This window comes from Pseudarthrobacter sp. NCCP-2145 (assembly GCF_023708005.1).
In the GTDB taxonomy this organism is placed as follows: domain Bacteria; phylum Actinomycetota; class Actinomycetes; order Actinomycetales; family Micrococcaceae; genus Arthrobacter; species Arthrobacter oxydans.
Genome location: NZ_BRCG01000001.1, coordinates 253,924 through 278,436 on the forward strand (window position 1 = coordinate 253,924; position 24,513 = coordinate 278,436).

Annotated in this window: 21 protein-coding genes; 4 read left to right on the forward strand and 17 right to left on the reverse strand. The window is 67.7% G+C overall.

From position 1 onward, the window contains the following. Window positions 1–51: 51 nt before the first annotated feature. On the reverse strand, window positions 52–1,074 hold the full coding sequence (gene ligD, locus NFU08_RS01170; protein WP_174174633.1) for a non-homologous end-joining DNA ligase: 1,023 nt from the start codon (window positions 1,072–1,074) through the stop codon (window positions 52–54). Between the two features lie 68 nt (window positions 1,075–1,142). On the opposite strand from ligD, the gene NFU08_RS01175 reads away from it, so the two are divergent. After that, on the forward strand, window positions 1,143–1,820 hold the full coding sequence (locus NFU08_RS01175) for an alpha/beta family hydrolase (protein ID WP_251420172.1): 678 nt from the start codon (window positions 1,143–1,145) through the stop codon (window positions 1,818–1,820). 43 nt (window positions 1,821–1,863) lie between these two features. Here NFU08_RS01175 and NFU08_RS01180 read toward each other — a convergent pair whose 3' ends face one another. The 8 genes from NFU08_RS01180 to NFU08_RS01215 form a co-directional block, all read right to left on the reverse strand. Further along, window positions 1,864–2,016 carry a hypothetical protein gene (locus NFU08_RS01180; protein WP_174174637.1) on the reverse strand — a complete coding sequence of 51 codons (153 nt, stop codon included), beginning with the start codon at window positions 2,014–2,016 and terminating at the stop codon, window positions 1,864–1,866. A gap of 154 nt (window positions 2,017–2,170) precedes the next feature. After that, window positions 2,171–4,825: an ATP-dependent helicase HrpB gene (gene hrpB / locus NFU08_RS01185; protein ID WP_251420173.1), complete on the reverse strand. Its 2,655-nt coding sequence runs from the start codon at window positions 4,823–4,825 to the stop codon at window positions 2,171–2,173. Between the two features lie 107 nt (window positions 4,826–4,932). Next, entirely contained in the window at window positions 4,933–5,553 is a 621-nt protein-coding gene (locus NFU08_RS01190) for a hypothetical protein (RefSeq protein WP_251420174.1), read from the reverse strand. Beyond that, window positions 5,543–5,893, reverse strand: coding sequence for a hypothetical protein (locus NFU08_RS01195; RefSeq protein ID WP_174174643.1), 351 nt, complete (start codon window positions 5,891–5,893; stop codon window positions 5,543–5,545). The genes NFU08_RS01190 and NFU08_RS01195 overlap by 11 nt, the downstream gene beginning before the upstream one ends. A 139-nt stretch (window positions 5,894–6,032) precedes the next feature. Beyond that, complete coding sequence (locus NFU08_RS01200) at window positions 6,033–6,548, reverse strand: flavin reductase family protein (protein ID WP_174174645.1); 516 nt, start codon at window positions 6,546–6,548, stop codon at window positions 6,033–6,035. 132 nt (window positions 6,549–6,680) lie between these two features. Then, window positions 6,681–7,619 (reverse strand): 5'-3' exonuclease, encoded by a 939-nt coding sequence (locus tag NFU08_RS01205; protein WP_251420175.1) that lies wholly within the window; start codon window positions 7,617–7,619, stop codon window positions 6,681–6,683. 68 nt (window positions 7,620–7,687) lie between these two features. Further along, window positions 7,688–9,694, reverse strand: coding sequence for a VWA domain-containing protein (locus NFU08_RS01210; RefSeq protein ID WP_251420176.1), 2,007 nt, complete (start codon window positions 9,692–9,694; stop codon window positions 7,688–7,690). A gap of 53 nt (window positions 9,695–9,747) precedes the next feature. Beyond that, window positions 9,748–11,136: a sigma 54-interacting transcriptional regulator gene (locus NFU08_RS01215; protein WP_251420177.1), complete on the reverse strand. Its 1,389-nt coding sequence runs from the start codon at window positions 11,134–11,136 to the stop codon at window positions 9,748–9,750. 108 nt (window positions 11,137–11,244) lie between these two features. Here NFU08_RS01215 and NFU08_RS01220 point away from each other — a divergent pair, with 108 nt between their 5' ends. After that, window positions 11,245–12,045 (forward strand): glycosyltransferase family A protein, encoded by an 801-nt coding sequence (locus tag NFU08_RS01220; protein ID WP_251420178.1) that lies wholly within the window; start codon window positions 11,245–11,247, stop codon window positions 12,043–12,045. A 3-nt stretch (window positions 12,046–12,048) separates the two neighbouring features. Here NFU08_RS01220 and NFU08_RS01225 read toward each other — a convergent pair whose 3' ends face one another. From NFU08_RS01225 to NFU08_RS01250, 6 genes are all read right to left on the reverse strand, one after another. Beyond that, entirely contained in the window at window positions 12,049–12,996 is a 948-nt protein-coding gene (locus tag NFU08_RS01225; protein ID WP_251420179.1) for an alpha/beta fold hydrolase, read from the reverse strand. Beyond that, a complete protein-coding gene (locus NFU08_RS01230; protein WP_251420180.1) occupies window positions 12,956–14,080 on the reverse strand; it encodes an alpha/beta hydrolase in 1,125 nt (374 codons plus the stop codon). Before NFU08_RS01230 ends, NFU08_RS01225 begins: the two co-directional genes overlap by 41 nt. Window positions 14,081–14,136: 56 nt before the next feature. Next, the gene (locus NFU08_RS01235) at window positions 14,137–14,796 is read right to left on the reverse strand and encodes a cyclodeaminase/cyclohydrolase family protein (protein ID WP_251420181.1); all 660 of its coding nucleotides are present in this window, start codon (window positions 14,794–14,796) and stop codon (window positions 14,137–14,139) included. A 77-nt stretch (window positions 14,797–14,873) separates the two neighbouring features. Then, complete coding sequence (locus tag NFU08_RS01240; protein WP_251420182.1) at window positions 14,874–15,518, reverse strand: dihydrofolate reductase family protein; 645 nt, start codon at window positions 15,516–15,518, stop codon at window positions 14,874–14,876. Between the two features lie 108 nt (window positions 15,519–15,626). Then, window positions 15,627–16,658: an aldo/keto reductase gene (locus NFU08_RS01245; RefSeq protein ID WP_251420183.1), complete on the reverse strand. Its 1,032-nt coding sequence runs from the start codon at window positions 16,656–16,658 to the stop codon at window positions 15,627–15,629. Between the two features lie 17 nt (window positions 16,659–16,675). Further along, window positions 16,676–17,554, reverse strand: coding sequence for an SMP-30/gluconolactonase/LRE family protein (locus tag NFU08_RS01250; protein ID WP_374724840.1), 879 nt, complete (start codon window positions 17,552–17,554; stop codon window positions 16,676–16,678). A gap of 255 nt (window positions 17,555–17,809) precedes the next feature. On the opposite strand from NFU08_RS01250, the gene NFU08_RS01255 reads away from it, so the two are divergent. Together NFU08_RS01255 and NFU08_RS01260 are read left to right on the forward strand one after the other, a co-directional pair. Beyond that, window positions 17,810–19,039, forward strand: a complete 1,230-nt coding sequence (locus tag NFU08_RS01255) for a S8 family serine peptidase (protein WP_251420184.1) — start codon at window positions 17,810–17,812, stop codon at window positions 19,037–19,039. A gap of 67 nt (window positions 19,040–19,106) precedes the next feature. Beyond that, window positions 19,107–21,347, forward strand: coding sequence for a DNA/RNA non-specific endonuclease (locus NFU08_RS01260; RefSeq protein WP_251420185.1), 2,241 nt, complete (start codon window positions 19,107–19,109; stop codon window positions 21,345–21,347). 34 nt (window positions 21,348–21,381) lie between these two features. Here NFU08_RS01260 and NFU08_RS01265 read toward each other — a convergent pair whose 3' ends face one another. Continuing rightward, window positions 21,382–22,059 carry an HNH endonuclease family protein gene (locus NFU08_RS01265; protein WP_374724844.1) on the reverse strand — a complete coding sequence of 226 codons (678 nt, stop codon included), beginning with the start codon at window positions 22,057–22,059 and terminating at the stop codon, window positions 21,382–21,384. A 323-nt stretch (window positions 22,060–22,382) separates the two neighbouring features. After that, window positions 22,383–24,509: an alpha-galactosidase gene (locus NFU08_RS01270; protein WP_251420186.1), complete on the reverse strand. Its 2,127-nt coding sequence runs from the start codon at window positions 24,507–24,509 to the stop codon at window positions 22,383–22,385. Window positions 24,510–24,513: the final 4 nt, after the last annotated feature.

The following is a 24,513-nucleotide window of genomic DNA, read 5'->3' on the forward strand; positions in this document are numbered from 1 at the left end:
TTCTCCGCCCCGGCCGCAGTTACTGGCGGCGGCCAGCCCCTTCCGGGCGGGCTAGTCCTGCTTCCGCGCCCTGCTGGGCTGCACCCGGGGCGGCTCGCCCGGCATTTTGGGGTAGTCCGGCGGGAAGGGGAGTTCGCCCAGCCCGGACTTGAGGTCGCGGTCCCACCATTCGAGCAGGGTATCGATGGTCCCCGGCTTGCTGTGCATTTTGGCCCAAGGGTCACCGACCGTTTTAAGCCGGTCCGGCACGGTCAGGATGGTGAAGTCCTTCGGGTCCACGTGTCCCAACTCGTCCCAGGTGATGGGGCAGGACACTGGCGCATGGGCCAGCGGCCGCGGGCTGTAGGCGCCTGCGATGGTCCGGTCCCGGTTCGCCTGGTTGAAGTCCACGAACACCCGCTGGCCGCGCTCTTCCTTCCACCAGGCCGTGGTGACCTTGTCCGGCATGCGGCGTTCCAGCTCCCGGGCCGCGGCGATCACGGCATGCCGGACGTCAAGGAATTCCCTGGTGGGTTCGACGGGCGCGTACACGTGCAGGCCCCGGTTTCCGGAGGTCTTGATGAAGCATTCCAGGCCTGCCTCTGCCAGCACCTCCTTCAGCGCCACGGCAGCCGGGACGGCGTCGTCGAAATCCGTTCCAGGCTGGGGGTCAAGATCGATGCGGAGCTGGTCGGGGTTGTCCGTGTTGTCCGCGCGTGACGGCCAGGGGTGGAACACGATGGTGTTCATCTGCACTGCCCACACCGCGGCGGCGGGCTCGTCAAGTATCAGCATGGGATGTGAGCGGGCGCTCGGGAACACCACGGGCGTGGACCGGATGAACTCAGGGGCGCCCTTCGGCGGGTTCTTGGAGAAGAACATTTCCCCCTCGATGGTGCCCGAGAACCTCTGCAGCGCCACTGGCCTGCCGCCATTGGCAGCGATGAACGCGTCCCCGACGTCAGTGATGTACCGGGCCAGGTCGAGTTTGGTGATTCCGGGTTCGGGCCAGATCACCCTGCTGGGGCTCGAGATGCGCATTTCGCGCTCGCCGTGCGGGCCCGGGACTGTCAGGGTGGTCTGTTCACTCGCCATGGGGACAACGTACACCCCTGCATCGGAGGCCCGGCAGATTTGCGCAGCCGGTCCGGCAAGATGGAGGCATGTCCGTTACAGAATCAGACTTTTCCATCGCTGTGGGCGAGGGCACGGTGTCTGCCGCGTACGCCCGCCCCGACAGTCCGTCCGCCACCGTGGTGGTGGCCCATGGTGCCGGCGCAGGCATGGAGCACCCCTTCCTGCGCGGGTTCACCGATGGGTTGAACTCCCTGGGCATTGCCACCCTGCGCTTCAACTTCCCCTACCGGGAGGCGGGGCGGAAATTTCCGGACCGTCCGCCTGCCGCCATCACCGCCTGGCGGGCCGCTATGGCGGCGGCGGCGGAGCGGGCGGCGGACCACGGCGACACCGGCCCGCTCTGGGCGGCCGGTAAATCGTTCGGCGGACGGATGGCCTCCATGGCCGTCGCGGAGGGGATGGAAGCCGCCGGGCTGGTGTACCTGGGTTACCCCCTGCATGCTCCGGGGAAGCCCGACAAGCTCCGGGACGAACACCTGTACGGCATCACTGCGCCCATGCTTTTTCTGCAGGGCAGCCGGGACACGTTCGCTACCCCCGGACTCCTGGAGGATGTGGTGGGCAGGATCGGACCCTCAGCCGTCCTGCAGTGGGTGGACGGCGGTGACCATTCCTTTGCGGTGGCAGGCCTCAAGCGTTCCGCGGCAGAGGTGGGCGCCTCCCTGGCGGAGCCGGTGGCCCGCTTTGTCCGCGCCTCCGGCTGAGGCCGGAGGCGTTCCAGGGGCCGGGCCGGCCGAAGACCGGCTGTCAGGCGGCTTCTTCGTGCCACCATCCTTCCCAGGCTGACGAAGTGAGCTGTCCTTCGGGGAATTCCGTGCTTCCGGTTCCGCCCGTGGGGAACCGGCTGTCATCGCTCCGGCGGCCGTCGAGCAGGAGATTGAGGTTGTTGAGGAGAAACATCTGTAGGTCCTTCCATGTCTGCGTGTGGACCACTCTGTCCAGGTGGAAACGAGCCTACGCGGCGCATGTTTCAGCACGTCGACGCGAAGTAACAAGCGTGTATCGGACATCTCACGCACGGTTCACGGGCCGGGGAGGCCGTCCCGGCGGGACGCTACTTTCGCTGCTTGGTCCGTGCAGTGGCGGGCGCGGACCAGGGATCTTCGGGCCAGGGATGCCTGGGGTAGCGGCCCCGCATTTCGGCCCGGACCTGGGCGTAGGGTCCGGACCAGAAGGACGCCAGGTCCCCGGTGACAGCCAGCGGCCGCCGGGCCGGTGAGAGCAAGTGGAACAGCACCGGCACCCGGCCATTGACCAGGCGGGGCGTCGCGGCCAGGCCAAAACACTCCTGGAGTTTGACGGCCACCACCGGCGGCGCCGTCACATCAGACCACTCGGGGTAGTCAATCCGCACCCTGGAGCCGCTGGGAACTTCCAGTGATTCAGGCGCGAGCTCCTCCATCCTGGCTGCCTCCGGCCACGGAAGCAGCCGCCGCAGGGTCTCGGCAAGGTTAATCATGTTGACGTCCGCGCCGGCCGCAAACGACTCAAGCTCGGGTCCCAGCCAGTCCTGCAGCCTGCGGAGGAGTCCGGCCTCCGACACGTCCGGCCACGGCTCCCCCAGCTCGCGATGCAGGAAGGCGAGCCGCCTGCGCAAGGCGTCCGCCGTCGTCGACCATGCGAGGGCGGCGAGTCCTTCCTTCCGCAGCGCTGCTGCCACCGCGGCGCGGCCCTCGGCAGGCGACGGCCGCACGGGGGTGGACGCGAGGACAATAGCGCCCAGCCGCCGGACTTTGCGCGCGGTGACCCGGCCCTGCGTCAAGGCCGCCTCCACGTTCTCGACCAGGAGGTGGGATGCGGCTGATTCGGCGAGGTCGGCGGAGAGCGGGGCTGCGGCGCGGATCACGGCACCGGTACCGGCCGAGTCCCTGCCTTCGCCTCGGGACACCTCAGCCACTGCCAGCCATTCGTGCCCGGCAAGGCTGCTTCCAGCAGGGAGTCCGGCCCGGGTGCCGGAGGACAGCAGGTACCGCTCGGGACCGTCGCCGGGAACCCTGCGTGCCACGCGGTCCGGGAAGGCGAGGGCGACGACGGCGCCCACCAGTGCGGTCCCGCCGGCGAGAGGCGGGAGGCCGGGAATGTCAGCCAGCAGCCCTCCTTGCTGCGCCAGGACCTGGAGGCGGCGGCTTTCGTCTGCCCAGCGCCGGCCGGCCGGTCCCTTATCGCTTCGGAGGTCGGACAGGAGGCGCGGCAGGTCCGCACCGGGAGCGCGCGCGTCACTAGCCACGGCGGCCACCACCTCGGCTGCCGCCCCGGGACCGGCGGCAGCGGCGCCGTCGAGCAATGCGCGGCCGAGCCGCGGATCAACCGGAAGGCCCGCCAGGGTCCTGCCGGCCGCGGTCGCGTGGCCATCCCCGGACACGGCACCAAGTTCGAGCAGGATTTCCATGGCATCTTCCATGGCCTGCTCCGGCGGGGAGTCCGGCAGTGCGAGGCCCTTCCCGCGCGGTGACCCCCAGCACGCCATCATCAGGGCGACTCCGGCAAGGTCCGCCACGGTGATTTCCGGGGTCACGTGGGCCGGGGCGGCGCCGAACGCCTGCTGGCTGTAGCAGCGGACCACGGTCCCGGGTCCCTGGCGGGCCGCGCGTCCCGCACGCTGGTCGGCAGAAGCGCGGGAGCAGGAAACCGTCACCAGCCCGTTCATTCCCCGGGCGGCGTCGCGCCGCGGTTCACGGGACAGCCCCGAATCGATGACCAGCCGGACCCCCGGCACGGTCAGCGACGACTCGGCCAGGTCCGTGGAAACGATGATCCTCGGGTTCTCCCCCGGCCGGCGGCCGGACACCGCCCGGTCCTGCTCGGCCGGGCCCACCCTGCCGTGGAGTTCCAGCACGTCAGTCCCCGGGCCCACCCGGCTTCGGAGCCCCGCCGCAACCCGGGACACTTCCCAGGCCCCCGGGACGAAGACAAGCGCGTCGGCAGCGCGGTCCATTGCCAGCGCTTGCCGGTGGGCCCCGGCGGCGGTGTCTGCGATGAAATCCAGGAAAGCACGCGTCACTCCCCTGCCGTCCAACCGCGGGCCGGGCGCAGGACACCACTCCGTCTCCAGCGGATGGAGGGCCGAGGGGCAGCCAACAACGGGAGCCGGCCCGCCGCCGTCGTGGTCTCCCAGCAGGGCAGCGAACCTGGGGGCGTCCAGGGTGGCGGACATGGCGACGACGGTGAGGTCGCCGCGCAGCTGGCGGACTTCGGTGAGCATGCCAAACAGTAGATCCGTTTCCAGGCCGCGTTCGTGCACCTCGTCCAGAACCACTGCGCCGGCCGCCGTCAGGTCCGGATCGGCCAGCAGGCGTCGCAGCAGGATGCCGGGCGTGACGAATTCGATAAGGGTCTCGGGTCCAGTCCGGCGCTCTCCCCGCACCGTGTAACCCACACGGCTGCCTAGCGGGCTGCCGTCAAGGTCAGCGAGCCGGCGGGCTGCGGCGCGGGCGGCGACCCGCCGCGGCTGGGTGACAACAATCCTGCGGGGCGCTGCGGGGGCGCCGGCCGGAGGGCGTGCCACGAGGTTGGCGAGAAGTGGTGGAACCAGTGTGGTCTTGCCCGTTCCCGGCGGCGCCTGGACTACCGCCGTTCCTCCCGCCGCGCCATCGCCCAGCGCTTCGGCCAAAGCCGCGAGCGAGCCGGCAAAGGGCAGGCCGGCGCCGATGGCCGGGAGGTCGAAGGCCCGGCCGGGTTGGGGCACCGGCGGGCCGCTGGGGGAAGTCATGCCTCCATTTTGCCCGGCCCGTCAGTCCGTTGCGGACAACGAGCCCCGCCAGGCACGGGGTTCCGGGCGCAGGGTTCCCTGGCACCGGGCCCATCACAGCGGATGTTTCAGGGCTTTCCGGCGCCCTTGCCCTTTTCCCTGGCCTCCTTGGCGGCCTCCGGAAGGTTCTGTTCCTGCGGCGCGGGTTCGGGTGCCGGCCCCGCAGCGGCGGCGGGCGCTTCCGGCTGGAGCGGGACCGGCCGGGGCTGGACAGGCTGGGTTTCCGGTGCCGGCGCCGGCTCAGGCGCGGCGACGTTCACCGTTGGCGTCTCCGCCGCCGCGACAGCTGCTGCGGCATCTGCGGCAGAGGCTGACTGCGCGGTGAGGGTGCGGGTGACATCAGCCCGGACAGCCTCCAGTGCAGCATCGATGCCCCGGTACCGGGCCGCGGAGATTGAACCCTGGCCGGCCGCCAGGTCGAGGTCCCGCTCCAGCGCCTCAAGGGCATCGAGAACCCCGTCCAGCCTGTTCTCCGCAGCGGCCTGGGTAACGTTGAGAACGCGGATCTGGAAACCGCGGAGGGTGGCCCCATCCGACCCCGCACCGGCCATACCCGGAGAAACACTGACGGCGCCTGCAACAAGGGCGACCGCGGCCACTGCGGCGGCCAGCCCGGTCCATGACCTTCGGTGTGGGCGCCTTGGCGGGGAGCCCTGCGCCCCACCCGGCAGCAGATGGTCAGGCGGCATGCCTGCCCCGCAAGGGAACGACGGCGGCAGGCCGGGGGTAGAGGACGGTCACGGCTGCGCTGTCCCCCGCAGCCCTGTCCCCTGCAGGTACGGCAGCGGCTTGCAGTGCCGGAACCCCGGAAAGGGCCGCGGGTGACGTCCGGGCTGCCGTTCCGGCAACCATCCGCCGAATGGCATACCGGACCACGGCCGCCAACAACTGGCCGAGGCCGAGTCCGAGCAGCACATGGCCGGCGAGGTACTGTCCCCCGTGGCCCACGGCGCCGTACGGAGCGCTGGCGGCCAGGCCTGCTCCGGCTGCGGCCACCAGGGACCAGATGGCAACAACAACTGCACTCATTCGACCCGCTCCCGCCACTCCAATTAATCAGCAAGCTTAGTACTAATGGTCAGCAAGCTTACTACCTGAAATGGATGATGCAAGCGTGGCGCGGCGGGAAAACAGCCGCTGCGGCCCCCTGTGCCCGCCGCCGGATGGATCAGCCGGCAGCTTCGAGCAGCCGCTCCGCGGTGGCCAGCCCGGCGTACCGGCCCTTGAAGAAGACCAGCGGTTCTGCGTCCTGGCGGGCGCTCAGGTGCCGGACAGCCGCCACCACGATGGTGTGGTCGCCGCCGTCGTACTCGGCATGGAGTTCGCAGTCGATCCAGGCCAGGGCGTCGTCCAGGATGGGATTCCCCAGAGGGGAGGCAGTGTGGCTGACGCCGGCAAACTTGTCCGCACCGGACCGCGCGAACTGTCCTGCAAGGTGCTGGTGGCCGGCCGGAAGGACGTTGACGGTAAAGGACCCGGCTCTCCGCAGCAGGGGCCAGGTGCTGGAGGTGCGGGCAGGGCTGAACGTGACGAGCGCAGGTTCCAGGGACAACGATGCGAACGACTGGCAGGTGAAACCGGCCGGCCCCTGGTCCGTTGAGCTGGTGATGACGGTCAGCCCGGTAGCAAAGGTCCCCAAGATGTCCCGGAGTCGGCGGGGTGCAAGATCTGATGTGGCTGTCATGAAGTTGGCCTCTCGTGTGGATCGTTACCCCACCAAACCATCGCCTAACCCGGCTCTTCAAGCACGCTGACACGGGCCGACGCGAACCGAAACCAGGGGTCATGCGGCTACATCCGCCGTAACCCGCCGGGCCTATTGCCGCAGGTCAAGCGCCGCCAGGAGCCGCCTGACCGAGCCGCCCAGGTTCCACTCAGTGGCGAGCCGTTCGAGTTCGGCCCGTGGTTGATCCGGCACGGGGTTCAGTTCCGCACCCGCCTGTTCGGGACTCGGCAGGTCCAGGTCCCGCACCAGCCTCACCACGGCGGGGGCCACCGAGAGGTAGTCCGCGGCGGCGGCCAGCTTGGCCTTCACGGGGCCAGCCATGCCGCTGCCGGGATGCCCGGCCGCCTCCAGCAGGCCCTCCAGGGTTCCGTATTTCAGCAGCAGCGAGGCCGCGGTTTTTTCGCCGATTCCTGCAACCCCGGGCAGGCCATCGGAGGCGTCACCACGCAGTGTTGCGTAGTCGGCGTACTGCTGGGGCAGTACCCGGTACTTGGCCACCACCACTTCTTCGGTAATGACCTCGAGGTTCTTCATGCCGCGGGCGGTGTAGATCACGCGGACCTGCCGTTCGTCGTCGCAGACCTGGAAGAGGTCGCGGTCGCCGGTGACCACGTCGACGGGAAGGTCCGCATGGCTCGCATAGGTGCCCACGACATCGTCGGCCTCATGGTCGGGGGCACCCACAATGGCAATGCCGGCGAGCTCAAGAACCCGGCGGATCATGGGAAGCTGCGCCTCCAGCGCGTCCGGAACAACTTCGACGTCCGGGGCACCAGTGACGGCTTCCGCCACCCGGTGGGCCTTGTAGGTGGGCAGGAGATCCACCCGCCACTGCGGCCGCCAGTCGTCGTCCCAGCAGGCAATGAGGTGCGTTGCCCCATAGTCCGTGGTGAGCCGGGCGATCATGTCCAACAGTCCGCGGACGGCGTTGACCGGTGTGCCGTCCGCGCGGCGGATCGTGTCCGGCAGTCCGTAGAAGGCGCGGAAGTACAGCGATGCGGTGTCCAGCAGCATGAGGCGGTCAGGCATGCTTCGATCCTCACATGAATCAGCCCGGGAAGGGGGCAACGGCTCCGGCACTTTGCCGGCTGCCCCGGCTAGGACGCCCAGTCGGAGTCCCCGAAGGCCTGTCCCCGGAAGTGTGCCCGCAGGTACTCCCCCACCACCGCGGCGCCAAGATTCCCTGCCTCGGGAGCGACAACCCGGCCGCCCACCCTGCGCACCATGCGCTGGACGAACCGTTCCAGGCTGGGGTCGGCCCCCAGCCGGAAGAATGTGGCCTGCGTGCCGGCCCTGCCCAGCCGGTCGAGCTCCGCGACCGTGACTCGGATGGTTTCCGGGTCGGAGGGCCAGCAGAACCACGCCTCGCCCTCCGGCAGCAGATGGGCTGTAGGTTCGCCGTCGGTCACCACCAGGAGGACAGGCTGCATGGACGGGTGTCTGCGGAAGAAACGGCCTGCAAGCAGCAATCCGTGATGCAGGTTGGTTCCCTGCTCCCGCAGCGGCGGGAGGGCGGTGAGTCCCTCGATGTCCATTGCCTGGGCATGGCGGCCGAACGTGATCAGTTCCAGCCTGTCGCCGCGGAAACGGGTGGAGACCAGGTGGTGCAGCGCCAGCGCGGTGCGTTTCATCGGAACCCATCTCCCCTCGGCCGCCATCGAAAAGGACACATCCACAAGGAGGACGACGGCGGCCTGCGTCCGCGCTTCAGTTTCGCTCACTTCGATGTCCGCCGGGGTGAGGCGGAGGCCGCTGCCAGGGGTTCCGCCGCCGGCAGCGGTGCGGCTGATCGCGTTGGTCAGCGTGCGGGTGACGTCCCAGGGCTCTGCGTCCCCGAACTCCCACTGACGGCTGGATCCGGTCTGCTCCCCGGCCGCGCCGGCAACCCGGGTATCCCGGCGCCCCTGCCGCCCTGACAGCTGCTTGGCCGTATCCCGCAGCAGGGACTTCCCCAGCCGCCGCATGGCCTGCGGTGAGAGCCGCAGGTCCCCGTCCGCGCCCCGCCTCAGGTACCCGCCGTCCTGCATGGCCCGTTCGATGTCGGCCAGCGTGCGGGCGGTGACGGCGGCGTCCTGCCCGACCTGGCGCGCCAGGGCATCCAGGTCCAGGTCGCCGAGGGTGGAGCCGTTGTAGGACTGGGAGAGCTGTTCGGCCAGCCCGTCCAGTTCGGCGATGTCCTGGAGCACACCGGTGCCGTCGCCGAGGCCCAGCCCTTCCTGGCCCTCGAAGCGTTCCGAGCCTGTCCAGTCTTCGCCGGGGCGGAGGGCGCGCAGGTTGTCGTCGAGTTGGCCGAGCTGGGCCATGAGTTCCGGCGAGCCGAACGCCTGGGCCGAGAGGTTCATCAGCTCCTCCCGCTGCTCCCGGGACATGGACTGCAGGAGCCGCTGGGCAGCAGCGGCCCGCGTGGCAAGGGCGTCAATCAGCTCCTTAACCGACTGGGGGTTTTCAGGGAAGAAGCCGCCGTGGCTGGCCATGAACTCCTGGAAGTCTTCATCCGTATCCTCGCCGCGCCGGTGTTTGTCCAGCAGCGTGTTCAGGTCGCGCAGCATGGCGCTGACAGCTTCCCGGTCCTGCTCCGTGGCACCCTCCAGCGCCTGCTTCATGCCGGCGAACCGCTGGTCCAGGGCCTCGCGGCCCAGCAGGTCCTTGATCCGTTCGTAGGCTTCCCGTGCAGCGCCGGACTGCCAGTCGTAAGAGGCCAGGTCGTTCACCGCCGCGGCTGTGGATGCGGGCAGGTTCTGCAGCTGCAGCTCCCGGAAGGCGCGCTCCGTATTGTCCATCATGGCATCGCGGGCCAGCTGCTTGCGTTCCTCCAGGACGGCAGTGTCCAGGAGTTTCTTGACCTCGTTGAGGGTGCCGTCCAGGTTGTGGCGGGCCAGCAGGTCATTGCGGTGCTGCTGGACGCGCCTGGCGAGGTCATCCAGTCCTTCCCGGTTCCGCCCGCCGCGCCGGAGGAACTCCTGCAGGGCGTGGCGGGGCGAGTACCCCGCCATGACGTCCTCGGCGACGGCGTCCAGCGCCTCGGCGAGGTCAACAGGGGGCGCGAGCGGATCCGGACCGCCCGTGTACCGGCCGTACCTGGCGGAATGGTTATGGATGTTCATGGTGCCGCCCGTCCCTCGCTTCAGCCATCTGCCCTGCCACGCACGGTGGCGCCCTAGCCGTACACCGTTTCTTCGTCGTCGGACTCCTTGGAGATCCGCCGGGCCAGGTAGAGCCCTTCCAGCGCCAGTTCGATGGCGGCGGCCCGCTGGCCCTCGTTCCCGGCGCCGAGGCGGCTGCCGATCTCGTCGTAAAGCCCGGACCCGTTCAAGGACGGCAGGTTCCCGAGGAATTCACGTGCTGTCACGTGCTCCCCGGTGGTCACGGTGGTGTGCCCGTCCAGCGCTGCCACCAGCGGGCCCAGGTCAAGGCCCTGGAAATGCGCCCGCACAGCTTCGGCCGTGGCCGTGCGCAGGAGGTGGTCAAGGACGGCCTGTTCACGCCCTTCCTCACCGGATTCGAATTCGATCTTGCCGCTGAGGACTTCAACGGCGGTGTCCAGGTCCACGATCCGCGCGACGGCCTCGGCTTCGCCGCGCATGCTGGCTCGGCGGAGGGCCGCGGCGGCCACTGTTTCGGCGCCGGCAATGGCGAACCGCGCCGACACCCCGGAGGTCTGGTTGATCGCCGGGGACTGCCTCAGCGCACGGGCGTAGCGGGCCAGGATTTCGAGGATCACCGGCGGGACGTCGGCCACCAGGTGCCCCTCCTGCCGGATCACGGACACCTCGTCGTCGAGCTCTATGGGGTAATGCGTCCTGATCTCCGCGCCGAAGCGGTCCTTCAGCGGCGTGATGATCCTGCCGCGGTTGGTGTAGTCCTCCGGGTTGGCGGACGCGACCACCAGCACGTCCAGCGGAAGCCGGAGCACGTAGCCACGGATCTGGATGTCCCGCTCCTCCATCACGTTGAGCATGGACACCTGGATCCGTTCGGCAAGGTCCGGCAGTTCGTTGATGGCGATGATGCCGCGGTTAGAGCGCGGGACAAGGCCGTAGTGGATGGTTTCCGGGTCCCCGAGGCGCCGCCCCTCGGCCACCCGCATCGGGTCGACGTCGCCAATGAGGTCCGCAACGGAGGTGTCCGGCGTCGCGAGTTTCTCCACGTAGCGTTCCGACCGGTGGCGCCAGGCTACCCGCAGCCGGTCGCCCTCGGTCAGGGCAAGGGCGCGGGAATGCTCGGTAATCGGATCGAACGGGTGTTCATTCAGTTCGGACCCCTCGATGATGGGTGACCATTCATCCAGGAGCCCGGCCAGGGTGCGCAGGAGCCGCGTCTTGCCCTGCCCCCGCTCGCCGAGCAGGACCACGTCATGCCCGGCAAGCAGGGCACGCTCGAGCTGGGGAAGCACCGTCCGGCCGAAGCCGTAGATCCCCGGCCACGGATCCTTGCCGGCCGCGAGCGCGGCGAGCAGGTTTCCGCGGATTTCCTGGCGCAGGTCCTTGAGGACGTGGCCGGAGGCACGCAATTCACCAGCGGTGAAGATATCGGGACGATCAGTCACCCCTCCACCGTAGCCCCGCACTATGGGTGACAAAAGCCCCTGCCGGTGCGCGCTTCCATCCCCCAGCATTGGTGCAGAGGTTGCCGCGTGGAACATGGAGGTGATGGCGTGTCCAGGGAGCCCGCAGGGAACGCGCTAACAGTCTCGGTGGTCATTCCCACCCGCAATGACGCCGCAATGCTCAGGGCGTGCCTGCACCTGCTGTCCCGGCAAACCCGGCCCGCGGACGAGATCATCGTGGTGGACAATGCCAGCAGCGACGATACCGCCGCCGTTTGCAGCGCAGCCGGGGTACGGCGGATTCCCGTCGATGTGGCGGGCATTCCGGCAACCACGGCTGCCGGCTTCGATGCGGCGGCGGGAGACATCATTGCCCGGCTGGACACGGACTCCAGGCCCCCGGCGGACTGGCTGGAACGGGTGGAAACCGTCCTTGGCGCCGCGGGCCCGCTGTCCCTGGTGACTGGACCCGGCGAGTTCTACGGCGGGCGCCGCTGGGTCCGGTGGGCCGGAAGGCATGTCTTCCTGGGCGGTTACTTCTCGGTGGTGGGATTCCTCCTGGGCCATACGCCCGTTTACGGGTCGAACTTCGCGCTGCGGCGGGCGGTGTGGCAGGAGATCGGCGGAAGCGTGGTGAGGGACAACGCCGATGTCCACGACGACCTTGACATCTCGTACCACCTCCGCCCGGAGATGACGGTTATCTATGACCCCACCCTGGCGATGGGCATCTCCTCCCGGCCGCTTACCAGCTGGCCGTCCTTCCGCCGCCATATCCGCATGTCGCTGACCACCTTCCGGGTGGAGTTCGGGGAGGAACCTCCGCTCCGGCGCCGCCGGAAGCGGGTACGGGCACGGCGGGGGCGGGAGGCCCGGCGCAGGCGGGCAGGAACAGGCGACGGCGGATAGCGCTCACGCAGGCCCGCTGTCCTTCGCGTACAGGGCAAGAAGATCGCGGCTGAACTGGTGAGGGGACGTCTCGCACGGACTGTGCCCGCCCCGGTAAACGGCGATCCTGCCACCAATGGCCTGCGCGAACAGCCGGTGCAGCTGCAAGGGCCAGAGATCGTGTTCGCCCACCGCCACGAATTTCGGGAGGTCCGCGGCGGCCAGGAGGCCGCGCAGGTCCGGGACGTTCTTCATCAGCACGTAGATGTCACGGACCGCAGCGCGCCGGGTGAAGCGGAACCGGTAGTTGACGAACTTCTGCCGGCTCCTGGGCACGCGGACGAAGCTCCGTCGGATGCCCCAGATGAGCAGGGCCGCACCGATCCGTCCATTGGCCCAGCTGCTGAACCTGCCAATCCGGCTCACGCTCCGGAAGCTCTGCCCGGGCTCCGGCGGACAGCTCAGGAGCGTGAGCGTCCGGAACAGGTCCGGCCGCTGCGAGTAGGCAATCTGGACAACGATCGCGGCGAATGAATAGCCCACCACGTGGGCCGGTTTCCCGGCACTTTCAAGGACGGCAAGGAAGTCGCCCACGAAGAGTCCGTAGTCGTAGTGCAGCCGTGGCGGCACCAGGTTTTCGGGTCCCGCCGCCGCCGATTCGTACTGGCCGGCCATGTCGTAGCTCAGCACGAAGTAGCCGGCCGCGGCCAGGTCCGGCATCATCAGCGAAAAGTCCTCTTTGGAGCCCGTGGCGCCCGGAACCAGGATGATCCAGGGGTCAAGGGGGCTGCCCATGGCCCGTGCCGCGAGCTGCCCGCTGGGTGCCGGGATCCGCAAGGACCGCGATCCCGGCGGCGGGCTGGCCCAGTCGACGTCGCCCAGCCCTGCATCGAGGAGGGCAGCCTCGTCCACGCGGGCCGAACCGAACTCGTCAGGGCTGACCCCCAACGGCGGCTGGTCCTGGGCTCCCATCGTCCCAAGATAGCCCCGATGCCCGCGTTTCGTCAGAGGCGTGGGCCGCGGGGCGCTGCGTGACCTTACGGACGAAGTCGTGCAGCCGGAGGTACACCTCCTGGGATTCCGGATAACGGTAGTCCTGCTGCCACGTGTGTTCCGTATTGGCGTTGGACCACTGGTAGATCAGGGTGTCCACCGGAACGCCGTGGAATGTGAGCCTGCTGATGAAATTGATGTTGGCCTCGTACAGGAAGTCACGTTCCGAGGTAGTGACGAATACCGGCGGGAACCGCTCGTCGAGCCACTCGATGGGGGACATGAAGCCGGCCTGGGTCTTCAGCCGTTCGATGGATTCCGGCGTGGTGAAGGGGTTTCGGATCCGGCTCCGTGCCGGGCCTGCCGGGGGCAGCAGCATGCGGACAAAGTTCAGGCTCATGATGAAGCCGCTCTTGAAGAACACGGAAAAATCAACCACGCTGCAGTGCTGCACAAGGCCCCTCAGGTGATGCCCGGCCACGGCAGGGCGGAGGGAGTAGTGTGCTGCGAGCTCGGGCCGCACCGTGGCAGCCGTGAGCAAAGCGGCGATCTGTCCCCCGGCGGAGTCGCCACCCAGGACCACGCATTCGGGATCACCCCCGTAACGCCCAATGTTGCTGCGGACCCACGCTACCGCGGCGTTGGCGTCATGGAGCACATGGCCCATGTGGAAGCGGGGCGGCCTGCGGTAGTTGACGTTGACTACCACCATCCCGCCCGACGCCTGGTTGGCGCAGTACTTGGTGACGGCCGATTTGTCCCCGGAGGTCCACCCTCCGCCGTGGAAATACACGTAGACGGGAAGGGCCCTGGCCCCGTGAAGCACGGTGTTCCGGGGCGTGAGCACGTCGAGCCGGTGCCCGGCAGCCCCGTCGTCTGCGTAGGGGATGTCATGGACGTAATCGACGTCGGTGCGGGGATCCGTGTTGAACCTGGCCCGTTCGCGGGAGCTCACGCCCGCCATCAGGAGCCGCCAGCTCCACACCGGTACCCGGCGCAACAAGCCCCGCACTTTCCGTGCCGGCGAAAAGGTGCTGCGTGGATCCCGGACCGCCCTGGTCATCCCTTAATGGTACCGGGCGGGACCCTTCACAAGCGGCCTGGCAGTGGTGCGGGAGGTCAGTCCAGGTCGGTGGGCGCTGCCCGGTCATCCACGGCTGCGGTGAGATGGTCAATGCGCTCGAGGGCTGCGGTCAACTGCTCAACGGCCGACCACAGGCCCGGGTGCTGTTCCCTGATCTGCTCCAGCGTGGCCCCGGCAGACCGGAGGGTGGCAAGGTCGAAGCTGACGTTCGTACGCGCCCCCGCTACCGCCGCCCTCAGGGCGCCGAATCCGACGACGACATCGGCGATGAGCGCCGGGTTGCCGTTGGCGGCAAGCCAGCCAAGGTCGTCAATGGCAGCGACAGCCCGCTCCCCCAGGAAGGCCGATGCCCTGGCTGCATCGACGGAGGCGCGGTGGATCGCCTGATCCCGTTCCGGGCCCTTTTCGAGCCGAAAGGCGGCGCCGAACGCTTCGGAGGCGGCAGCGTCGTCGTCGGCCAATTTAAGGGCGGCCTCCCGAAGAGCATGGGCGCGGGCATGCAGGGAGGCGAGTTCTGCCCGCTGGTCCTCCTGCGGTTCCGTGTAGCCGGCAACCATTGATGCCAGTGATGCGGCAATGGCAAGCATCACCCCGGTCCCGGCACCTCCGCCCGGTGAACCTTTGGACTCCGCCAGGGCACGCGTCCATTCCTCCACTGTTGAGCGCTGGGTGGTTACGGCATCGGTATCAGTCATGCCATCAAGTGTGCCCGGTGCCGGCCCGTCATCGTGGTTCATGTGGCGGGGCATCCGCCGCCGGGGCGCTCCGCGGGTCAGTCGCTGCCCCCGCCAGACTGTCCCGGACCGTCCAGGACCGTGGGGATGTAGTCGAGCAGCTGCAGCCTCCCGTCGAAGGTCCGGCTGTCCACCATCTCGAGCGCAACGTCCGGATAGCCGTCGAAGATCCGTTCCCTGCCGGTGCGGCCCGTGATGACAGGAAAGACCACCAGCCGGAACCTGTCCACCAGGCCGGCGTTCAGCAGCGACCGGCACAGGCTCAGGCTGCCGAGGGTGCTCAGGCGACCGGTGCCGTTCCGTTTCATGTCCTTCACGGCCCCCACGGCGTCCCCGCTGACCAGCGTCGAGTTCGGCCAGGGCAGCGGCCCCTGCAGCGTGGAGGAAAAGACGACCTTGGGCACGGCTGCAAGGCCGGTAAGGCTCGCCCCTTCTTCGTCGGAAAACCCCGTGCCTCCTGCCGCGGCTTCCTCCGACATGCCGGACATCAGCCGGTAGGTGTTCGCACCCAGAAGGTACGTGCACTCCTTGTGGCCCTCCTGCTCGAGCCAGGCCAGGTACTCCGGCCCTTCAAGGCCCCACCAGCCGGGCCATCCCTCCGCCGAGGCACAGCCGTCAAGCGAAATGATGAGGTCAACCATCAGCTCAACCGGGGATGGTTCCCGTTCAGATGCCGCACCCATGGCCGTCTCCTTTGGTGGCAGGTGCCGGCAATCGTAGCCCCGTGCCGGCAGGACCTTCAAGGCACGCGGTTGGTGACACACGTGCGCTACAAGGTGGTCCGCCGGGTGCTACCGTCCACCCTCGATCCTGCGGCTGCGCTGCTCGTCCGCCATCGGGCCGTACGGATAGACCCCTGTCCGGGGCTGGCTGACCCGGGTTAAATGGCCGGCCTCTTCCGTGCTGAGCTGCAGGCCCGCTGCGGCAAGGTTGTCGGCGAGCTGCTCCGTGGTGCGGGCACCCAGGATCACCGAGGTCACAGCAGGCCTGTCCAGGAGCCACGCCAGCGCCACTTGGGAAGGACTCACTCCGCGGGCGGCCGCAATGTCTTCCACGGCACCGATGACCTCCCAGGTGCCGGGATTGCTGTTGCGTGCCTTCCAGGCCTCCATGCCGCGTTCGGGGTTCTCGCCGAGCCGTGTTGCACCCTTGGGGGCCTGGTCCCGCTTGTACTTGCCGGACAACCAGCCGCCTCCCAAAGGTGACCATGGCAGCAGCCCGATACCGGCGTCGAGCGCGGCGGGGACGATTTCGGATTCAATGTCCCGCACCAGCAGGCTGTACTGGGGCTGCAGGGTCACCGCCGGAGTCCAGCCGTGGGCGCGGGCAAGGTGGACGGCCTTGGTCAGCTGCCACCCCAGGAAGTTGGAGAAGCCGTAATAGGCGATCTTTCCGCGGCTGACCGAGTCGTCAAGGAAGCGCAGCGTCTCCTCGAGCGGGGTGATCGGGTCCCAGGCGTGCAGCTGGTACAGGTCGATCTGTTCCACGCCGAGGCGCCGCAGCGAGTCGTCCAGGGCGCGGATCAACCTCCGGCGGGACGTTCCGACGTCGTTCGGTCCCGTCCCCATCGGGAAACGGCCTTTGGTGGCTATCACCGCAGTGTCCTTGAGGTCCGGACGCCTGCCCAGCCAGCGTCCGATGATCTCTTCCGAAACTCCCGTGCTGTAGACGTCAGCCGTGTCGATGAAGTTGCCGCCGGCGTCGAAATAGCTGTCCAAGATGGCGTGTGATGATTCCTCTGTGGCCTCCGCCCCGAACGTCATGGTTCCCAGCGCGAGGGTGGACACGACCGTGCCGCTGTTTCCCAGGGTTCTGTAGTGCATGGTTGGCCTCTTTTGTGTCAGTTGGTGGACCGGGCAGCTGAGTCCCGGGTAGTGGTGCGGATCCGGTAAAGGCTGGTGGTTGCGGTGATGTAGAGGTCCTGGCCGTCCGGGCCTCCGAAGCACACGTTCGATACCTTTTCAGGCACGCGTACCGTGTCCAGGAGTTCGAATGACGGTGAATAGACACGCACTTCCGGCCCGGCTGAGGTCCAGATCCGCCCCTGGACGTCCACGCGCAAGCCGTCGGCAGCATGGTCTTCGTCAAGTTCGACGGCGGGAGCACGGCGTGTGCACGCGCCGCCCCGCACGTCGTAGGAGGCGATCCGCAGCGGCACTCCGTGGTCCGGACCGGCCGTGTCCGTCACGTAAAGGACCGCCTCATCAGGCGAGAACGCCAGCCCGTTCGGATACACGAGGTCCGTCACCACAGCAGTGAGGGACCCGGGGCCAGGCTCGAACCGGAACACGTAGCAGCCCCCGTACTCCTGCTCCCCCTCGTGCCCTTCCCTGGTTCCCGGAAGGATCCCGTAGGGCGGGTCGGTGAACCAGACGCTGGAGTCGCGGGCAACCACGACGTCGTTGGGTGAGTTCAGCCGCCTGCCCTGGAAGGAGTCAACCAGTCCTGTCACTGTCCCCCCGACGTCCCGCTCGACGCGGCGGCTTCCGTGGCTGCACTGCACAACGCTGCCGTCGGCGTCGAGGGTCCGGCCGTTGGTGAACCCGGCTCCGGTGGCGTATTCACGGGTGGTACCCGTGGCCGCCTCGAACTCAAGGATGCGGTTGTTGGGAATATCGCTCCACCGCACGGTCTGCGAGGACGGAACCCACACGGGCCCCTCCGCCCACACCGAGCCCGTGGACAGGCACTTCAGCTTGCCTTCCGTCAGTACGCCCACCAGAGTCCCTTCACGATGCAGGTTGTGGAGCCGTTGCAGTGCCCAATGCCTGGCGCGCCGCCCGGCCCGCGCATTACGGAAAACGATAGCGCGGGGTGGACGATTTTCGGTCCATGCGCTGCACGCAGTAACGCTGATGTAACGCTTCCGGGCGTAAAACTGGCGACGTGTGGGACCACCACGCCGCTGATACGTTCACTGCCGCAGCTGCGCCACTGGCGCAGACCGTTCCGTGTAGAGGCCAAGGAGCCCAGGATGTCCAACCTGTTCAACCAGAAAATCATGATTCTGCGCGCGCCTTCCCTCGGCGCAACCCGTGACCCGTTCGATGGACCGGGGGCGTCGCCGGGGCTCGAAAGCACCGCCCAGAACATCGCCGAACGCGCTGTCAGCATGACGGTGGAAAGTGACGAGAACCCCTCCGGCTCAACTCTCAACGCCCTGCGGAACGACCCCACGGTCCTCGGCTTCGCTCCCGCCATGCCCATGAAACTCATCGAACCCTTCGACGCCGATACTGCACCGTCCGCGGCGGCAACGTGGGGCGTCAAGGCCGTGGGCGCACACACCTCGCCGTTCTCCGGTGCCGGGGTGACGGTCGCGGTCCTGGACACCGGCATCGCCGCCAACCACCCGGCCTTCGCCGGCGTCAACCTGGTCACAAAAGACTTCACCGGCGCCGGCAGCGCCGAAGACGACAACGGCCATGGCACCCACTGCGCCGGCACGATCTTTGGCCGCGACATCTCAGGGCAGAGGATCGGCGTCGCAACGGGCGTCCAGAAAGCGGTGATCGGCAAAGTTCTCGGAGGCCCCAACGGCGGCAGCAGCGACATCTTGGCCTCCGCCATGCTCTGGGCCGCCGACAACGGCGCCCACGTCATCTCCATGTCGCTGGGCATCGACTTCCCGGGCTGGGTGGACGAGCTGGTGAAGGTGCACGGCCTGTCCATTCCCGCCGCCACCTCCATAGCGCTTGAAGGCTACCGTGCCAACGTGCGGCTGTTCGAACAGCTCGCCAACCTTCTCAACGCGCGGGCCTCCGTCGCCCAGACGACGATCGTGGTCGCAGCCGCCGGCAATGAGAGCGAACGCACCGGCAACCCCGCATATGAGATCAATGTGGCCCCACCGGCCGCGGCCTTCGGTATTACGTCCGTGGCCGCCCTGGCCGACGGCGGCGGCGGACTTACCGTGGCCCCCTTCTCGAACACGATGGCCACGGTGGCCGGTCCCGGCGTCGGGGTCTTCAGCGCCTGGCTCAACGGCGGAACCAAGACGATCAGCGGGACGAGCATGGCCACCCCGCACGTGGCCGGCGTGGCGGCCCTGTGGGCTGAACGGCTCCTGGCGCAGGGACCCCTCAGCCCCGTCCTCCTCCAGGCCAAACTCATCGCTTCCGGAACGTTCAAGCCCCTCAAGGCCGGCACGGACCCCGTGGACGTTGGGGCGGGCCTGGTCCAGGCGCCAACAAATGCAAACTAGCGCGGCCAGGCGTTCCATCCGACGCTGTCAGTCGCCGGCCTGAAGTAGTAGTCCAAGGAGCATACCCATGGTCATACCGGACGACGTGCTCACCGCCACCCAGGCGCGCTTCCAGGCACGCAAAGGTCCACGCGCGGGGACGGAGGAAAAGATCGCGGAGGCACACACCCCGCAGGGAAGCATCCTCAACGTGGACGCGCCGGAACGGGTGGAACTGCGCAGCCGTCGCGTCATGCGCCAGCCGGTTGTAAGGGACGCGCTCAAGGCGACGGCGGAAACCTCGCCGGCAGCCCGTGGCCAGGTGCGGGATGAGCTGGTGCTGGAGCGGATTATCGGCGGGAACAACCTGCTGGGCATCGCTTTCCTGGAGTTGGGCACGGCGGTGGCACGCAGTGTGGGGAGGGTCATTGTCCGTGACCGGTTCCAGATCCGCTCCTTCGGCACGGGGTTCATGATCTCGCCGCGCCTGGCCCTGACGAACAACCACGTGTTGGCAGACGCCCAGTCTGCCCGCTTTTCCCGGCTGGAATTCAACTTCCAGAACGGCGTCAGCGGCCTTCCGCTGGCTGCATCGCAGTTTGACCTCGAGCCGGACACCTTCTTCCGGACGGACTCCGGACTGGATGTCACCGTGGTGGCGGTGGCAGCGGCCTCACGTCCGGACGGGGCGGGTGCCTCGGTTCCGCTGGCCGGCTTCGGCTTCAACCGCACATCGAAGGAGCAGGGCAAGATCCTGCTGGGAGAGTCCATCAACATCATCCAGCACCCGGAAGGCCAGGAGAAGCAGCTCGCGCTGCAGCAGAACGAACTCATCGACCGCTTTGACCAGTTCCTGCACTACCACACGGACACCTCTCCAGGCTCCTCCGGTTCACCGCTCTTCAACAACCAGTGGGAAGTCCTGGGCCTGCACCATTCCGGCGTCCCTGCCCGCAATGCGGCAGGCGACATCCTGACGGTGGACGGCACCGTGTGGGACAGCACGCAGGATGAGCTGCGGATCCAGTGGGTGGCCAATGAGGGAATCCGGATCAGCAGCATCCTGGCCTGGCTGGGAGCGAACGCCGACGGCATGACCAACGAAGAACGGGCCCTGCTGGAGGAAGCACTGAACCCGCCTCCCCTGCCGGCCGACCCGCCCCACCCGGCAGAACTTCTGGACCCGGTAGAACTGGACCCGGTGGTGGAACGGCAGGGCCCGGTGGAGGTCCAACTGCCTCAACCGGTGGAGCAGCCAGTCGCCACGGCGGAGGGGGCCGTGTCCCTCACCATCCCCCTGCACATCACGGTCCGGCTCGGTGCAGTGCAGGCGGCACACGAACCGGCCCCCTCGTCCGCAGGCCGGACCGCGGGCCCTGGCAGCGGGGACGCCGTTGGTCCGGGCAGCGGGGACGCCATCGGCACGGGAAGTGCGCTGGCCGAGGAAGCCGTGGCGATAGACCCCGACTACGAGGGAAGAAAGGGCTACGACCCCGACTTCCTGGATGTGCCTGTACCGCTGCCGGTGCTCACGGCGGAACAGCGTGCGGAGGCGGCGCAGAACCGTCGCCCGGCCCAGGGGCAGGACCCGACAGCGCTGAACTACCATCACTTCAGCCTCGTCATGCACCGCAGCAGGCGGCTGGCCCTCTACACAGCCGTGAACGTCGATGGCCGGCTCAGCCAGTCCCCCAAGCGGGACCGCGACAAGTGGTACTTCGACCCCCGGCTGGACCGGTCGGAGCAGATTGGCGGGGACCTCTATGCCGGCAACGACTTTGACCGCGGCCACCTCGTCCGCCGCCTGGATCCGGCCTGGGGTCCCGACGCCGCTGCAAAGGCTGCGAACGACGATACGTTCCACTTCACCAATTGCTCCCCGCAGCACAAGAACTTCAACCAGGGTGCGTCTTTGTGGGCCGGCCTGGAAGACTACGTGCTGGACACGGCGAAGGCTGAAAAGCTGCGGCTCAGTGTGTTTACCGGCCCTGTCTTCACAGCCAATGATCCGGAGTTCCAGGCCGCCCGCATCCCGCTGTCGTTCTGGAAGATGCTCGTGTTCCAGCGTCCGGACGGCAGCCATTCCGCCAGCGCGTACATGATCAGCCAGCATGAACTGGTGGAGGGCATTCTCAGGGAGGCCTTCACACCGGTCACCTTCCAGGTACCCATCCGCAGGATCAGTGAACTCACCGGACTGGACTTCGGCCACCTCTTCGGCTGGGACCCGATGAACGACGAATTCGAACCCCTCCCCCGGGCCCAGGAAGCGCTGGCCACACCAACTCCCGCCCGTGAGCTCCGTACGTTGGAGGACGTGCAGTTGTAGCCGGTTGCCCTAATGCCGGGAAGCCGGGGTGGATCTACCGGCAGCCTTCAAGAATGCTGGCAACCGCGTCGTGTTCGGCTTGTGTGACCCAGAGTTTGTACGTGGCCTTGACGGCCGTTTGGCGTGCCACGTATTCGCATCGGAAGGCCTTGTTCGGAGGCAGCCACGTGGCGGCGTCCCTGTCGCCCTTGGCGCTGTTGGTTGGCCCGTCTGCAGCCATGAGGTTCAGCGGGTCGTTGGCGAGTTCTTTGCGCTGGTTGGCGCTGAGTTGCTGCGCGCCCTTCTGCCAGGCGTCGCTGAGTGGCACGATGTGATCGATCTGCACGTCGGAGCTGGTGTCCTGACCGCGGGTGAAATTGATGGTCGCGCCGGTGTACTTATCGGCCAGGGTACCGGCGGTGACAACGCAGTTGTTGGTGCCGGCCTTGAACGTTTCGCCGGTCAGGTCCCGGGCGAGGATGTCATTGCGGGTGTCGCAGCCGTTGCGGTCGACGTCAGCCCAGGCTGGTCCGAACTCGTCCCGGCTATAGCCCGTCTTAGGGGCGCGGCCCTTCACCGGGATGCCCTGCAGCAGCTCAAGGGCCTGGGCAACATCAACGGCAAGGGACGGGTCGGCAGCGGCCGGGGCCTCGGCTGCGCTGCCTTGAGCGGATTCAAGAACCTCAAGGGCGCTGGCTGCAGCGTCACAACTGGCGAGGGAGCCGGCCAGCAGGAGGGAGGCTGCCAGGGTCAGGGTCTGGGCGGCGGAGCGGATGATGTGAACGGTCCTTCTGTTGCAGCGGGCTGTTCCACGCTAGCTTCGACTGCGGCCGGGAGGCGGGTCCGTGGTGCCAGCCACACGCCGAGTTCTTTGGTCCCCCCAGAAAGCCGCTTCGACGGCGGCACTCAGGTGAGTGCCGCCGTCAAATTTTAATGTACGGCTGGCTTAGGGGAGTTTGATCAGCCGGTACAGAACCACCTGGTCGGGGTGAAGTCTGGGCGACGCGACACCAACCTTTTCCAGCAGACCGCCAGCGAACACGGCCCCCGGGAAGCTTATGTCGTCCGAACGGCTGCCCGCAGCGACGTCCGTTCAATGTGTATTTCGGAGGCCTTCGGCTGGCCCCACCATTCCGGCGGGACCAGTCCGGATGGTGTGGATCCGGTGAAGACCGGCGCCACGTGGTATCGCACCTCGGGGTCGAGTCCTCGCAAGCGGAGGCGCCCGGTCGGGTCCGGGTAAAGGCTGTCCAGTGCCGCTTGCGCGAAGATCGCTTCGGAGCGATCCGGGCTGACGACGCCGTGTACGAGTACTTGGGCATCGGGACCGTCCATGCGGATCACGTCCCCGCTGAGCAGCAGCCCGCGTTCCTGTTTGTAGAAGGAGATCCACCGGCGCAGGCTGTCGAGTTCCTTCTCGGTGGCGGTGGCAAGGTCCCATTCGACACCGAGGTATCCGAAGACGGCGGTACCCGCGCGGAACGACAGGTCGTGTTGGCGGCCGGTGGTGTGGGAACGGCCTGATGCGATGTGTGATCCCAGGTATTCGGGTGGAAGCAGCTGCGTGGTCCAGCGGAGCATTGTTTGCCGGTCGTGGGGGTCGATGTTGTCCGACACCCAAACCCGGTCTGTGTGCTCCAGAACGCCGAGGTCTACGCGGGCTCCGCCTGAAGAGCATGACTCAATCTCCAGTCCGGGATGTTCCGAACGGATCTCCTCAAGCAGCGCGTAGAACGCCAGCGTCTGCCGGTGGACACCGGGACGCCCGCCCTCCAGCTGGTTTCCCGCCTCAATGAGGTCCCGGTTGTGGTCCCATTTGATGTAGTCCAGCTTGTGCTCGGCCAGGAGGGCGAGGATTTGCTTCTTGACGTGCTCGTAGGCCTCGGGGATGCCAAGGTTCAGGACCTGCTGGCTGCGCGATTCAACAGGCCAGTCGGAACGGGCCGCCATGATCCACTCCGGATGGGCGCGAGCCACATCGCTGTCCGGGTTGACCATCTCGGGTTCGAACCATAGCCCGAACTGCATCCCGAGGTCGTGGACGCGGTCCACCAGCGGGTGCAGCCAGGCAGGCCATACATCCGGAGAGACAACCCAGTCCCCCAATCCTGAGGTGTCGTCGCGGCGCGAACGGAACCAGCCGTCGTCGAGCACGTAGCGCTCAACGCCGGCGGCAGCGGCACGTTCTGCCAGGTCCATGAGTTTTTGTTCGTCGTGGTCGAAGTAGACGGCTTCCCACACGTTCAGGGTCACGGGGCGATCTGCGGATACCGGAGAAGTGCGGCTCCGCACATGGGCATGGAAACGGCTGGCAACGGCGTCAAGGCCTGTCCCGTACGAGGCGTAAACCCAAGGGCTCCGATAGGTGTCACCGGGGCCCAGCCGGACTTCGCCGGGAAGAAGCAGTTCGCCGCCGCCGAGCAGCTGGTCGCCGAAGAAGCGTTCGGCGAAATGGTGGTGGTTTCCGCTCCATGCCGTGTGGACGGCCCAGACTTCACCGTTGCCGAAGCCGAATCCAGGAGTTCCGGCGTGCAGTATAAAGGCGCTGTCCGAGCCGGTCCGGCCCTTTCGGTTCTCACGGAGGTGCGTCCCTGTGCGCAGGGTTCCGCGCTGCGGAACCCGTTCAAGGTTGTGGCTTCCCGCGAAATCGAGCAATTCCGTTGCTTCAGCAGGAATCGGGAAGGCCAGGGAGACATCGTCGAGCGCGTACGTCTTTTCGTGCAGGTTGGTCAGCTTCGCCCGGCTGCGCATCAGCGCGCCGGGAAGCAGGTCCAAGGTCAGGTCAAGGCGCAGCCGCTGTGCGTCGTCGGTTGCGCTGACCAGCACCCGACCTGCTCCGGCCGATGCGAACCCGGTCACTGGTACGCCATTGAGGTCCACAGTGTGGACCCGGAATTTCGGCGACCACCCAATGCCGTCGAAGGAGCCACGCAGTCCTGGACGCCCCAACCAGCCTGAGTCCTGTCCGGGCATGAGGCCAGGCCGGGGTGGCACGCCGATGGTGCTGGAACCCGTGACGGGAGTACAGGCTCCCACCATTGTTCTTGCTTCTTCGGCAGTCAGCACGGGCAGTTGCCCTCCCCAGTGCACAATTGCCGGTAATTGCCCGTTCGTGGCGTCGAGTACCACCGACACTCCACCTGCTGTCAGGTGCAGGATCGCACCCGGGTTCTGGCTGGGCATGGAG